The organism is Pseudomonas sp. CAN1, assembly GCF_030462585.1.
Taxonomy (GTDB): Bacteria; Pseudomonadota; Gammaproteobacteria; order Pseudomonadales; family Pseudomonadaceae; genus Pseudomonas.
In genome coordinates, this window is sequence record NZ_JASMRU010000001.1 from 337448 (window position 1) to 351057 (window position 13610).

Annotated in this window: 9 protein-coding genes; 7 read left to right on the top strand and 2 right to left on the bottom strand. The window is 67.6% G+C overall.

Features of this window, described 5'->3' with window-relative positions; genetic code table 11:
- Positions 1–323: 323 nt before the first annotated feature.
- Positions 324–1274, bottom strand: coding sequence for a LysR family transcriptional regulator (locus QO207_RS01630; protein WP_301479006.1), 951 nt, complete (start codon positions 1272–1274; stop codon positions 324–326).
- Between the two features lie 96 nt (positions 1275–1370).
- On the opposite strand from QO207_RS01630, the gene QO207_RS01635 reads away from it, so the two are divergent.
- From QO207_RS01635 to QO207_RS01660, 6 genes are all read left to right on the top strand, one after another.
- Entirely contained in the window at positions 1371–2219 is an 849-nt protein-coding gene (locus QO207_RS01635) for an AraC family transcriptional regulator (protein WP_301479007.1), read from the top strand.
- An 84-nt stretch (positions 2220–2303) separates the two neighbouring features.
- A complete protein-coding gene (locus QO207_RS01640) occupies positions 2304–4133 on the top strand; it encodes a DUF1302 domain-containing protein (RefSeq protein ID WP_301479008.1) in 1830 nt (609 codons plus the stop codon).
- An 11-nt stretch (positions 4134–4144) separates the two neighbouring features.
- Entirely contained in the window at positions 4145–5494 is a 1350-nt protein-coding gene (locus QO207_RS01645) for a DUF1329 domain-containing protein (protein ID WP_301479009.1), read from the top strand.
- 472 nt (positions 5495–5966) lie between these two features.
- A complete protein-coding gene (locus tag QO207_RS01650; protein WP_301479010.1) occupies positions 5967–8060 on the top strand; it encodes a 3-hydroxyacyl-CoA dehydrogenase NAD-binding domain-containing protein in 2094 nt (697 codons plus the stop codon).
- Between the two features lie 9 nt (positions 8061–8069).
- Positions 8070–9260, top strand: a complete 1191-nt coding sequence (locus QO207_RS01655; RefSeq protein WP_301479011.1) for an acyl-CoA dehydrogenase family protein — start codon at positions 8070–8072, stop codon at positions 9258–9260.
- Between the two features lie 10 nt (positions 9261–9270).
- Complete coding sequence (locus QO207_RS01660) at positions 9271–10401, top strand: acyl-CoA dehydrogenase family protein (protein WP_301479012.1); 1131 nt, start codon at positions 9271–9273, stop codon at positions 10399–10401.
- Between the two features lie 557 nt (positions 10402–10958).
- Here the strand turns inward: QO207_RS01660 and QO207_RS01665 are convergent.
- Positions 10959–11744: an IclR family transcriptional regulator gene (locus QO207_RS01665; RefSeq protein ID WP_081518930.1), complete on the bottom strand. Its 786-nt coding sequence runs from the start codon at positions 11742–11744 to the stop codon at positions 10959–10961.
- Positions 11745–11955: 211 nt separating this feature from the next.
- Here QO207_RS01665 and QO207_RS01670 point away from each other — a divergent pair, with 211 nt between their 5' ends.
- The gene (locus QO207_RS01670; RefSeq protein ID WP_301479013.1) at positions 11956–13587 is read left to right on the top strand and encodes an AMP-binding protein; all 1632 of its coding nucleotides are present in this window, start codon (positions 11956–11958) and stop codon (positions 13585–13587) included.
- The last annotated feature ends 23 nt before the right edge of the window (positions 13588–13610 follow it).

Sequence of the window (13610 nt, forward strand, 5' to 3'; positions counted from 1 at the left end):
GCGCAGGCCGAAAGTCATTCACCGGGCGAATGCCGGCCGATCCCGTTCGGCGGTACGTGTTCCAGGGAGCGTAGGAGCGGACTCTGTCCGCGATCGGCTTCCGGCGCGATGCGGACCTATCGCGGACGGAGTCCGCTCCTACGCCCACGCCAACCGTAGGGCGCATAACCCGGCACGGGTTATCCGCCGGCTGATCGCGGTGCCTTGCCGTTCGCGAGCAAGCTCGCTCCTACGCAGAGCACAGCGGCAGAACGCCCCTGTAGGAGCGAGCTTGCTCGCGAACCTTGAATCAACGAGGGCCGGCGGCGGGTAACGTTGGCGCGTTACGCGCCCTGCACAGGCTTGGGAGCCGCAGCGGGCAGCTCGCGTGGCAGGCGTTCGTCGGCGGCGAAGATGGCCTCGACCATCGCCTGCGCCGCCGGTGACAGGCCGTAGCCGGCGCGGCTGACGATGCCGTAGTGCAGGCGCAGCTCGGGGCGGTCCTGGGGGATGTCGCCGATGCTCAGCAGCGCCACTTCGCCGCGCTGCACCGGCGCATGCAGCGCTTCCTGCGCCGCCAGGCCGACCGCGTCGGAGCGCGCGACGATGTGCAGGATCGCGGCGAACTGCGCGCACTCCACGTTCATGTGGAAATCGCGCTCGCCGATGACCTCGGCGAGCACCTTGCGCAAGGGCGGCGGGATGCGCGTACCCACCCGCGGGTAGTCGAGCAGGTCGGCCAGCTTCAGCGACTGGCGCGCCGCCAGCGGGTGGCCCGCGCGGCAGAAGAAGCGCCCCGGGCGGAACTCCATCCAGCGCACCTGGTAATCCGGGTTACCGGCGAAATCCCGGGCGTCGCCGACGAAGAACTCCACCTGGTCTTCCTTGAGCAACTGCGCCATCTGTTCCCAGTCGCCCATCAGGAAGCCGACGTCGATGGCCGGGTGCGCGCGGATGAAGTCCGCCATCGCCTCGGGCACCAGCAGCTGCGCCGGGTAGGGGCCGCAGCCGAAGCGCAGTTCGCCGGCATTCAGGCCGTTGTACTGCTCCAGTTCGTTGCGCAGCGAGCGCGTCCCGGCGAGCAGGCGGCGGGCATGCTGCAGCACCAGTTGGCCCTGGCCGGTGAGGCGGAATTCGCGGCTCTGGCGATCCACCAGTTCGCAGTCCAGGTCGCGCTCCAGGGTCTGGATGCTGCGGCTCAGCGCCGACTGGCTGAGGCCGATGGCATCGGCCGCGCGCTGGAAATTCTGGAAGTCGGCGAGGGCGGCCAGGTGGCGGAGCTGTCGGAGTTCCATCATGCATCCTGCGCATCAAAGTGTTGAGTCGAATGAATTTGATGGATAGCAGAGCGAGCTGATCTAGTAAACCGTCCACCGAACCGGTCCGCCGCCATGTCGCCCCTGCTGTTCGCTTCCAGTGCCTTCGCCAGCACCATCCTGCTGCACGCCGCGCGCCTCGGCCTGAGCGCCGCCGAGTTGCGCCTGCGCGCGGGGATCGCCGAGGCGCAGCTGGCGGACCCGCGCGGGCGCATTCCCGCGCAGCAGGTGGAACGGCTGTGGAACGAATGCGAGCGCGCCAGCGGCAATCCGCAGTTCGGCTGCGAGCTGGTCAACGGCATGGCGACCCATTGCCTGCAGGGGCTGAACATCCTGCTGGATTCGGCGCCGACCCTGGGGGCAAGCCTCGCCGCCTTCTGCGAGTTCGTACCGAGGGTGACCAACTGCGTGGAAGTGCGCCTGGAGGATGAGGGCGACAGCAGCCGACTGCGGCTCATCCCGATCAACCCGCAGCTGCACCACTTCGGCTTCGACGCGGCGGTGCTGACGCTGGTGCGCAACATCGCCCGGCGCATCGGCCAGTCGCCACATGAAGTGTTTCTCGCTGTGGGCATCGGCCCGCGCCAGCGCTGCGGCGAGACGCTGAGCGAATGGGGCGTGCCCTGGCAGCGGGCGCCCGCGCCATTCCTCTGCCTGCCGTCAACCCTGCTGGCGACGCCCCTGGCGGGCGCCAACGAGTTTCTCTACCAGAGCCTGCGCCGCCAGTGGAGCGGCGCGCGGGAAGCCGGGGAGGGCGACGGCCTGAGCCTGGCGCGCATCTGGTTGCGCTCCTCGGACCAGCCCATCGAGCGCATCGCCGAACGCATCGGCTACCGGCAGAGCGGCAACTTCATCCGCGCCTTCCGCAAGCGCTTCGGCGTCACCCCCAAGCAATTCCGCCTCGGCCAGCCCGGCGGGGCATGATCGGTTTTTGTCGCTCCCGGCTTGTGGTCGCCGCGCTCGCCCCGCGCAAGGTGGCCCCGCGGTAAAACCCATCCGGAGCCCATAATGACAAGAATCCATCCGGCCCCCGCCCCCATTGCGTCCATGGGGCGGCGCCAGCACTGCATCGCCAGACCGCTACTGCTTGCCCTCGCGGTCGGCGCCGCGTTTCCCGCGCACGCCAGGACCTTCGAGCTGAACGACGACTGGAACCTGTCCACCAAGACCACCCTGAGCCTGGGCGCCAGCTGGTCGGCACAGGACCCGGATCGTCACCTGATGACCCACGCCAACGCCGTCCAGGCCCAGCACATCAGCAACGCCGACGGCACCAGCGTAAGCGCCGACGACAACCGCCTGAACTTCAGGAAGGGCGACCCCATCTCGCAGATGTTCAAGGGCCTCACCGACTTCAGCCTGGAGGGCGACGGGCAGGGCGCCTTCATCCGCTTCAAGTACTGGTACGACCACGCCTACGAGACCGGCGACGGCCGCTTCAAGGACTTCGACGACAGTGGCTGGCCGACCCTCTCGCGCTACCACGGCTTCGACACCCTGGATGCCTATGTGTGGAAGGACATCGACGTCGCCGAGCACCCGCTCAACCTCAAGCTCGGCAAGCAGGTGCTGTCCTGGGGCGAGTCGATCCTGATCCAGAACGGCATCAACGTGATCAACCCGCTGGACTACAGCGCCTTCAACAAGCCCGGCGTGGACATCAAGGAAGGCCAGCTGCCGGTGGAGATGCTCTCGTTCAACCTCGGGCTGAGCGACAAGGTCAACCTGGAAGGCTTCTACCAGTACAACTGGCGGCCCAGCGTGCTCGATGGCTGCGGCACCTTCTTCGCCACCAGCGACGCCATCCAGCCCGGTTGCGGGCCGCTGTACCTGAGCCAGGTGCAGACCGACGCGCAGATGCAGGCCGGCGGCCTTTACGCCTCCCACGGCGACGACCAGGACCCGTCCGACCAGGGCCAGTGGGGCGTCGCCCTGCGCACCCTGATCAGCTCGCTGAACGATGCCGAGGCGGCCTTCTACTACGCCAACTACCACGCGCGCCTGCCGTATCTGGAACTCACCGCGCGGGATGCCAGCAAGCCCGGCACCTTCCCCCTCGGCCGCGTGCAGGGCCCGGTCTACGCTGCCGCCTTCCCGGAGAACATCCACCTCTACGGCCTGAGCATCAACGGCGCGCTGCCCGGCTGGGGCACCTCGCTGGCGGCGGAACTGAGCTACCGGCCGAACATGCCGGTGGCGCTCAACGGCCCGGACATGAACGTGGCGATGATCACCGGCCCTTCCGGCAGCTCGTCGATCACCGACGTGCCGGCCAACGCCTCCACCACCGGCCAGTCCCTGGATGGCTGGGTGCGCAAGCCGGTCTGGCAGATGACCGCCTCGGCCACCCAGATCATCGACAACGTGCTCGGCGCCACGCGCCTGACCCTGCTCGGCGAGGCCGGTGTGGTGCATGTCGGCGATGTCGGCGACGAGCGCCTGGGGCGCAACTCCGCCTTCGGCCGCAGCGCGCCGCTCAATGGCAGCCAGTGCAACACCGCGGCCAGTGGCGTGACCAACCGCTACTGCACCGATGACGGTTTCACCACGCCCTGGTCCTGGGGCTACCGCCTGCGCGCCGGCCTGGAGTACAGCGACGTGTTGCCGGGGGTGAACATGCTGCCGAGCCTGAACTTCCGCCACGACGTCGAGGGCTATTCCTACGATCCGGGCGGCCCGTTCCAGGAAGGGCAGATGGCCGCCGGCCTGTCGCTGGCCTTCAACTACCTCAACGATTACAGCCTGGAGTTTGGCTACAACAGCTTCTTCGGCTCCAACAAGTACAGCACGCTCGACGACCGCGACTTCTACAGCGTCAGCGCCAAGGTCGACTTCTGAGGAACCGCCCCATGCAGCTTTCGAAACTCTCCGCCCTGGCGCTGGCCATGGGCCTGGCGTTCTGCGCCCATGCCTCCGCATCCGCCAACACTCCGGCCGACCTCGGCACCAACCTGACCCCGGTCGGCGCCGAAAAGGCGGCCAATGCCGACGGCAGCATTCCCGCCTGGGATGGCGGCCTGAAACCCGACGCCGGGCAGGTCGACGCCAAGGGCGGCTACGCCAATCCCTACGCCGCCGAGCAGCCACTGTTCACCATCACCCCGGCCAACGCCGGGCAGTACAGCCAGTGGCTCAGCCCCGGCGAGCAGGCGATGCTCAAGCGCTATCCGAACACCTACAAGATCAACGTCTACCCCAGCCACCGCAGCGCGCGGCTGCCCGACGAGATCAACTCCGCGACCCGCGACAACGCCGCCAATGCCAAGCTCGCCGACGGCGGCAACGGCGTGCTGAACTACCAGCGCGGCGTGCCTTTCCCGCTGCCCAGAGAAGGCGTCGAGGCAATCTGGAACCACATCACCCGCTACCGCGGCGGCAGCATCGAGCGCACCTTCAGCTCGGCCAACGTGAAGGAGAACGGCGTCTACAGCCTGGTCCGCTCGCAGACCGACATGAACTACGCCGAGACCGTCGATGACCTGCCGCCGGGCGCCAACCTGCTGTACCTGTTCAAGACCCGCGTGCTGGAGCCGGCGCGGCTGTCCGGCGAGGCGGTGCTGACCCACGAGCCGATGGACCAGCTCGCCGAACCGCGCGCCGCCTGGCAGTACATCCCCGGCCAGCGCCGGGTGCGCCGCGCCCCGTTGATCGCCTACGACAACAGCGCGCGCTACAGCGACGGCATGGTCACCGCCGACAGCCTCGACGGCTTCAACGGCGCACCGGACCGCTACGACTGGAAGCTGCTGGGCAAGCAGGAACTGTTCGTGCCCTACAACAGCTTCCGCCTGTACGACCGCTCGGTGAAATACGCCGACATCCTCAAGACCGGCCATATCAACCCGGACCTCGCACGCTTCGAGAAGCACCGCGTCTGGGTCGTCGAGGCGACCCTCAAGCCGGGTGCGCGCCACGTCTACAGCAAGCGCCGCTACTACCTCGACGAGGACAGCTGGAACATCCTCCTCGGCGAGCTCTACGACAGCCGTGGCGAGCTGTGGCGCAACTACCAGTCCCACGCCATGCCGTACTACGACAAGCAGTTCACCTTCGAGGCCCTGGCCGCGGCCTACGACCTGATCAGCGGGCGCTACTTCGTCAACGGCCTGATGAACGAGGAGAACAGCGCCATGAAGACCGGCCAGCACGCGAAGATGAGCGACTACACACCGTCCGACCTGCGCCGCTGGGCCAAGTAGGGCCTTTGCTCCTTTGCCCCGGCTGGGCGCAGCCGGGGCTCTTGCGCCGCCTCCGGAGACCGGAGGCGGCGTTCTTGTTTTTGCCGGGGTGCTGATGGGGAGGCCGGCGCGAGAGCAATCCCTCACCCTAACCCTCTCCCAGAGGGAGAGGGGACTGTTCGGAGCGCGCTGAACGTTTGGTGCTCGCCGGCGGAACCCGAAACCTCCGCTGAACGCCAAGCGGCTCCCTCTCCCCCTGGGAGAGGGCTGGGGTGAGGGCAAGCCCGAGCACAGAAGCCCCTGTAGGAGCGAGCTTGCTCGCGAACCGCCCAACCCTGTTGCCTCCAGCGAGCCCTTTCGCGAGCAAGCTCGCTCCTACAAAGAGCTACCCTTTCGATCCCCTCGACAATAAAAAAACAACATCGTATTCTGCACAGCGGAACAATATTCCGTTAAAAACTCCAGCGATAACAAAAGCCAAACGGAGTCCAGCATGTCTGAAGCGGTACAGCTCGAACGCCGGGGCGAGATTGCCCTGGTGACGGTCGACAACCCACCGGTGAACGCCCTCGGACACGCCGTCCGTGCCGGGCTGCTCGCCGCCTTCCAGCAGGCCGAGGCCGATGCGCAAGTGCGCGCCGTGGTGCTGGTCTGCGCCGGGCGCACCTTCATGGCCGGCGCCGATATCCGCGAGTTCGGCAAGCCGCCGCAGGCGCCGTCGCTGCCCGAGGTAGTCGACATCCTCGAGGGCGCCAGCAAGCCCAGCGTCGCCGTGATCCACGGCACCGCCCTGGGTGGCGGCCTGGAAGTCGCCCTGGCCTGCCACTACCGCATCGCCCGCCGCGATGCCCAGGTCGGCCTGCCGGAAGTGAAGCTCGGCCTGCTCCCCGGCGCCGGCGGCACCCAGCGCCTGCCGCGCCTGGCTGGGGTGGAAAAGGCCCTCGACATGATCGTCTCCGGCGCGCCGATCCGCGCGCCGCAGGCCCTGGAATTCAACGTCGTCGACGAACTGTTCGACGGTGACCTGATCGAAGCCGGCCTCGCCTTCGCCCAGCGCCTGCTGGCGGACGGCAAGGGCCCGCGACGCACCGGCGAGCGCAACGAGCGCGTGCAGGAAAGCGGCCTCGCCGAGCTGATCGCCCACAAGCGCGGCGAAGTGCAGAAGCGCCTGCCCGGCCAGTTCTCCCCGCAACGCTGCATCGACGCGGTGGAAGCCGCAACGCAATTGCCGCTGCGCGAAGGCCTGGCGCGCGAACGCGAGCTGTTCTTGCAATGCATGGAATCGCCGCAGCGCGCCGCGCTGATCCACGCCTTCTTCGCCGAGCGCGAAGCCGCCAAGGTCGACGGGCTGGCCGCCGACGTGCAACCGCGGGACATCCGCCGCGCTGCCGTCATCGGCGGTGGCACCATGGGCGTCGGCATCCTGCTGTGCTTCGCCAACGCCGGCATCCCGGTGCAGCTGCTGGAAGTGAATGAAGGGGCCCTGCAACGCGGCCTCGACCGCGCCCGCAGCCTCTACGCCGCCAGCGTGGCGCGCGGCAGCCTGGGCGCCGAAGAGATGGAACGGCGCATGGGCCTGATCAGTGGCGTGCTCGACTACGCCGCGCTGGGCGACGCCGACGTGGTGGTCGAAGCCGTGTTCGAAAGCCTGGAGGTAAAGCGCCAGGTCTTCGAACAACTGGACGCCCACTGCAAGCCCGGCGCGATCCTCGCCAGCAACACCTCCTCGCTGGACCTCGACGAAATCGCCGCCTTTACCCGGCGTCCGCAGGACCTCGTCGGCCTGCACTTCTTCAGCCCGGCCAACGTCATGCGCCTGCTCGAAGTGGTACGGGGCAAGGCCACCTCGGACACCGTGCTCGCCACTTCCATGCAGCTGGGCAAGCGCCTGAAGAAGGTCTCGGTGGTGGTCGGCGTATGCGACGGTTTCGTCGGCAACCGCATGATCTTCCCGTACGGCCGCCAGGCCGAATTCCTCCTGGAGGAGGGCGCCACACCCGCGCAGGTCGACCGCGCGCTGCGCGGCTTCGGCATGGCCATGGGGCCGCTGGCGGTACGCGACCTGTCCGGCCTCGACATCAGCCATGCAATCCGCTCGCGCCAACGGCCGCACCTCCAGCCCGGCCAGACGCTGCCCACGGTGCTCGACCACCTGATCGCCGCCGGCATGCTCGGGCAGAAGACCGGCACCGGCTTCTACCAGTACGCCGAAGGTGGCCGCGCCGCCCAGGACAACCCGGCGCTGCCGGCCATGCTGGAACAGGCCGCCGCCGAGCGCGGTATCACCCGCACGCCGGTCAGCGATGAAGAGATAGTCGAGCGCTGCATCTACGCGCTGATCAACGAGGCCGCCAACATCCTCGACGAAGGCATCGCCCAGCGCGCCAGCGACGTCGATGTGATCTTCCTCAACGGCTACGGCTTCCCTGCCTGGCGCGGCGGCCCGCTGTTCCACGCCGACAGCGTCGGCCTTGGGCAAGTGCTCGAACGAATCCGCGAGTTCCACCAGCGCCTCGGCGCCTGGTGGCAGCCCGCTCCGTTGCTCGAACGTCTGGTGGCCGAAGGCCGCCGCTTCGCCGATCTCTGAGGACCCGCCATGGACATCCACTTCACTCCCGACGAACTGGCGTTCCGCGATGACGTCCGCCACTTCCTGGAAACCAAGCTGCCCAAGGACATCGCCAGCAAGGTGCGCCTGGGCAAACACCTGAACAAGGGCGACCACCAGCGCTGGCAGCGCGTGCTCGCCGAGCAGGGCTGGTACGCCACGCACTGGCCGGAGGCGTTCGGCGGCACCGGCTGGAACGCCGTGCAGAAGCACATCTTCGAAGAGGAATGCGCCGCCTTCGGCGCGCCGCGCACCATCCCCTTCGGCGTCAACATGGTCGCCCCGGTGCTCATCAAGTTCGGCACGCCGGAACAGCAGGCGCACTACCTGCCGCGCATCCTCGACGGCACCGACTGGTGGTGCCAGGGCTACTCCGAGCCGGGCGCCGGCTCCGACCTCGCTTCGCTGAAAACCCGCGCGGTGCGCGACGGCGACGAATATGTGGTGAACGGCCAGAAAACCTGGACCACCCTCGGCCAGCACGCCGACTGGATCTTCTGCCTGGTGCGCACTGACCCCGAGGCCCAGCAGCAGCGCGGCATCAGCTTCCTGCTGATCGACATGCAGAGCCCCGGCATCACCGTGCGCCCGATCATCACCCTGGACGGTGAGCACGAGGTCAACGAAGTGTTCTTCGACAACGTGCGCGTGCCGGTGCAGAACCTGGTCGGCCGCGAGAACGAAGGCTGGACCTGCGCCAAGTACCTGCTGACCTACGAGCGCACCGGCCTCGCCGGTATCGGCGCGTCCAAGGCAGTGCTCGCCCACCTGAAGCAGGTCGCCAGCCGTGAGCTGTGCGACGGCAAACCGATGCTCGAAGACCCGCTGTTCCGCGCCCAGGTGGCGGAGGTGGAGATGCAGCTGATGGCCATCGAGATGAGCACCCTGCGCATCCTCGCCGCCGCCCGCGAAGGCGGCGTGCCGGGCGCGGAAAGCTCGATCCTGAAGGTGAAGGGCACGGAGATCCGCCAGGCGATCAGCCACCTGCTGCGCAAGGTGCTCGGCCCCTATGCGCTGCCCTTCATCGAAGACGAATTCGAGCTGGGCAGCGAGGCGCTGCACGCAGACTACTCGGCCGCGCCGGCCAGCCAGTACTTCAACCTGCGCAAGCTGTCGATCTTCGGCGGCTCCAACGAAATCCAGAAGAACATCGTCTCCAAGATGATTCTCGAGCTGTGAGGCCAGGACCATGGACTTCAAACTGAGCGAAGAGCAGCAGATGCTGCAGGACACCGCGGCCCGCCTGGTCCGTGACGCTTACCCGTTCGACAAGCGCGAGGGTTTCAGCAAGAGCGAGCTGGGCTACAGCGCCGAGTTCTGGCGCCAGCTCGGCGAGCTGGGGCTGACCTCGGTGTCGCTGCCGGAAAGCCACGGCGGCTTCGGCGGCGGCGTGGAAAGCATGCTGGTGCTCACCGAGCTGGGCCGCGGCCTGTGCCTGGAGCCCTACCTGCAATCGGTGGTGCACGGCGGCGGACTGATCGCCCAGCAGGGCAGCGACGCGCAGAAAGACCATTGGCTGCCACGCATCGCCAGCGGCGAAGCGCAACTGGCGGTCGCGCTGGAAGAGCCGCAGAGCCACTACCAGCTGCACGACGTGCAGACTCGCGCGGAGCAGGTCGGCAACGGCTGGAAGCTGAGCGGGCGCAAGGCAGTGGTGATCGGCGGGCAGAGCGCCACGGCGATCCTGGTCTCGGCGCGGGTGTCCGGCAACGCGCGGGACGAGGCCGGCATCGGCCTGTTCCTCGTCGATCCGCAGCAGGCCGGCGTCAGCCGCCGCGAGTACCCGACGGTGGACGGCCAGCGCGCCTGCGAGCTGTTCCTCGACGGCGCCAGCGGCGAAGCCCTCGGCACGCCTGGCGAGGCACTGCCGGCGTTGCGTTATCAACAGGGCCGCGCCATCGCCGCGCAGTGCGCCGAAGCCCTCGGCAGCCTGCAGGAAGCCTGCGCGCTGACCCTGGACTACCTGAAGACGCGCAAGCAGTTCGGCATGCCGATCGGCAAGTTCCAGGTCCTGCAGCACCGCATGGTGGACATGCGCAGCGAGCTGGAACAGGCCACCAGCATGGCGATCCTCGCCGCCTGCGTCGCCGACCAGCCCGACAGCGCCGAGCGCAGCCGCACCCTGGCGGCGGCCAAGTTCATCGTCACCCGCGCAGCGCGTTTCGTGGCCGAGCAGGCGATCCAGCTGCACGGCGGCATCGGCATGACCTGGGAATACGTCCTCGCGCACCACGCCAAGCGCCTGGTGATGCTCAGCCACCAGCTGGGGGACGACGATCATCACCTGAAGGTTTATGCGGGGTTGATGGAAGTCGCCTAAGGCGCACCGCCGTCTCTTTGTAGGAGCGAGCTTGCTCGCGAACGGATTCCCCGGCGACTTCGGTGCTGGGCGGTTCGCGAGCAAGCTCGCTCCTACAAAGCCCAAAGCGGTTTCCAGGGAAACATCCGCGCACTCCGGACGGCCCCTTTCAGGAGGCCTCGTTGAATTGGAGTTTCAGGGGTTGAGCGGCATGGATGTCGCGAGAGCCACGATGGGCCAGGGATGGCCCTTCGTGGGGGGACGCCTAGTTCGTGCCCCTGAAACTTCGATTCAACGAGGGTATTTTTCGCCTAGGCGAAAAACCGGATGGAGGGGCAAGACCTTTGCCTACTTTGGGTGGGGCGGCCATCCGTATTTTCAAAGTGGGTCGCCCGAGGGGGCGAAACAAAATGCTCGCGCGCACGCCGAAGCGACGCGGGAAACAAGGCGTGAGGCTGACACATCGCGGACGGAGTCCGCTCCTACGTGAGCGCATGACGCCGTCGTTCAGTAGAGCACCGAGTCAGCCGCGATGGATGTCGCGGAGAAGCTCCGCTCCTACAAAAGCTTGCGGACGATCAGGCCCCAAGACTCTCGATATCCCGCGCCAGAATCTCCAGCTCATGCGCCAGCGACCCACGCAGCGTCTCCTCGCTGAGCTGGAACGACGGCGCCCCGCAGGTCAGCGCCATCAGCCCGCCGTCGGCCAGGCGCAGCGGCACGCCGGCCGCACGCACGTTGCGGTCCCAGTCGCCGAGGGACAGGCAGAAACCATGCTGGCGGAACTCCTCGAAGGACGCCTCCAGCGAAGCACGCATGACCGACCAATCGCCCTCATGGCGCTCCTGCAGGGCCGACAACAGATGCTCGCGCTCCTGCTCCGGAGTCGCAGCAAGGTACGCGCGGCCGGCAGCAGTGGTCGCCAGCGGCAGGCGCACACCGGCGTCCATGCGCAGCGAAGTGGCTTCCGGCGGGCGGCAGTTTTCCACGTAGATCATCGACAGCCAATCGCGGCAGGTCAGGCCGACCGTGGTGTTGGTGCGACGGGCGAAGGCGTCCATGTACGGCTTGGCCAGCTGGCGTACGCGCAGGTTGGAAACGTAGGCGTAACCCAGCGCCAGCACGCCGGAGTCCAGCTGGTACTTCTCGTGCTGCTGCGAGTAGCAGAGGTAGCCGAGCTGGGTGAGGGTGTAGGTCATGCGCGACACCGTCGCCTTGGGCAGGCCGGTGATCCGCGAGATTTCCTGGTTGCCGAGCACCACCGAGCCGTGGGTGAAAGCGCGCAGCACGTCCAGTCCGCGGGCGAGTGCCTCGACGTACTTGCGGTCCTTGGGGTTGCTGCTGTCTTCGACTTCGTCGCTCATGGGGCCTCGGCGGGGGAACTGTGTGGCGGCGCCACGGGCGGCGCGGGCGAACGATAGCAGATCGCCCCAACGCCACCCAGCGGTCCGCGTGTGCTCGTTGCACGGAGCTAGCCTATCGCATACCATCGATTTCGACACACTGTTTCGCTGTGCAGAACAACAATTCGAAGCCAGAGCCGATCCAGGCTCGGAAAAAGCAACGGAGAAGTCGATGTCCGCTCAACCGACCGGTCACGTGGCCCGCGAGATCACCCGTCACGCCTACCAGAACCTCCACGACCTGCTGCGCGATGCCTGTCGCCAGTTCCCCGAGCGCCAGGCGTTCTCCTGCGGCGACAGCCACCTGAGCTTCGCCGAGCTGGAGCGCCAGACCGATGCCTTCGCCCGCTACCTGCGCCACCACGCCGGCCTGCAACCCGGCGACCGCCTGGCGCTGATGCTGCCCAACTCCCTGCAGTACCCGATCGCCACCTTCGGTGCGCTGAAGGCCGGCGTGGTGCTGGTGAACACCAACCCGCAATACACCGCCAGCGAGCTGCGCCACCAGCTGGCCGACTCCGGCGCCAGCGCCGTGCTGCTGCTCGATCGTCTGTTGCCGCTGCTGCGCGGCGTGCAGGCGCACAGCGACATCCGCCAGGTGCTGCTGACCTCCAGCGACGATATCGAGCGCCCGCAGTTCGACAGCGACGAGGCCGACTGCACGCGCTTCCAGCAGGCCCTGCGCCTGGGTGCCGAAGCGCCGCCAGTTGAGGCCGAGGCGGGCCTGGATCGCCTCGCCCTGCTGCAGTACACCGGCGGCACCACCGGTGTCTCCAAGGGCGCGATGCTCAGCCACCGCAGCCTGATCGCCAACGTCGTGCAGACCCTGGAGCTGTTCCTGCGCCCCGGCCTGCTGGAGCCGGCCACCGACGTGCGCATCGCGCCGTTGCCGCTGTACCACATCATGGCGTTCTCGACGAACCTGCTGTCCTCGGTGGGCATGGGCCTGCACACGGTGTTCATCCGCGACGGCCGCAACCTCGACGAAATCCTCGGCGCCATGCGCCGCTACCCCTTCACCCTGATGAGCGGGATCAACACCCTGTTCGTCGGCCTGATGAACCACGCGGATTTCCCCGGCATCGACTTCAGCCACCTGAAGTGGGTGACCTCCGGCGGCGCGCCGCTGAACCGCGAAGTCGGCCGGCGCTGGGAAGCGTTGACCGGCGCACCGGTGCGCGAAGGTTTCGGCCTCACCGAAGCCTCGCCGGTGGTCTCCACCGGCACGCTGCTGAGCCCCTACCGCGAGGGATACGTCGGCCAGGCGCTGGTGGATACCGAGCTGCGCACCGTGGACGAGGCGGGCAACGACACCGGTCCCGACCAGCCGGGCGAGCTGTGGCTGCGCGGCCCGCAGGTGATGCAGGGCTACTGGCAGCGCCCGGAGGAAAGCGCCCAGGTGCTGACCGCCGATGGCTGGCTGAAGACCGGCGACATCGCTGAGCTGGACGCCAACGGCATGCTGAAGATCGTCGACCGCAAGAAGGACATGATCCTGGTCTCCGGCTTCAACGTGTTCCCCAACGAGGTGGAAGACGCAGTGATGCGCCACCCCGGCGTGCGCGAGTGCGTGGCCATCGGCGTGCCGGACGAGCGCAAGGGCGAATCGGTGAAGCTGTTCGTCAGCCTCAAGGACGACACCCTGGCGCCGGCGCAGATCATCGCCCACTGCCGCGAGCACCTCACCGGCTACAAGGTGCCGAGCTTCGTCGAGGTGCTCGACGAGCTGCCCAAGACCAGCGTCGGCAAGCTGTTGCGTCGGCAGCTGCGCGACCTGGAACTGGCCAAAAGGTCCACCCTGTGAGCACAACGTCTATGGTTGATGCA

Bases quoted from the DNA above. Each gene is read 5' to 3' on its own strand.
- QO207_RS01630 (WP_301479006.1), bottom strand. From the start codon at position 1,274: ATGGAACTCCGACAGCTCCGCCACCTGGCCGCCCTCGCCGACTTCCAG.
- QO207_RS01635 (WP_301479007.1), top strand. From the start codon at position 1,371: ATGTCGCCCCTGCTGTTCGCTTCCAGTGCCTTCGCCAGCACCATCCTG.
- QO207_RS01640 (WP_301479008.1), top strand. From the start codon at position 2,304: ATGACAAGAATCCATCCGGCCCCCGCCCCCATTGCGTCCATGGGGCGG.
- QO207_RS01645 (WP_301479009.1), top strand. From the start codon at position 4,145: ATGCAGCTTTCGAAACTCTCCGCCCTGGCGCTGGCCATGGGCCTGGCG.
- QO207_RS01650 (WP_301479010.1), top strand. From the start codon at position 5,967: ATGTCTGAAGCGGTACAGCTCGAACGCCGGGGCGAGATTGCCCTGGTG.
- QO207_RS01655 (WP_301479011.1), top strand. From the start codon at position 8,070: ATGGACATCCACTTCACTCCCGACGAACTGGCGTTCCGCGATGACGTC.
- QO207_RS01660 (WP_301479012.1), top strand. From the start codon at position 9,271: ATGGACTTCAAACTGAGCGAAGAGCAGCAGATGCTGCAGGACACCGCG.
- QO207_RS01665 (WP_081518930.1), bottom strand. From the start codon at position 11,744: ATGAGCGACGAAGTCGAAGACAGCAGCAACCCCAAGGACCGCAAGTAC.
- QO207_RS01670 (WP_301479013.1), top strand. From the start codon at position 11,956: ATGTCCGCTCAACCGACCGGTCACGTGGCCCGCGAGATCACCCGTCAC.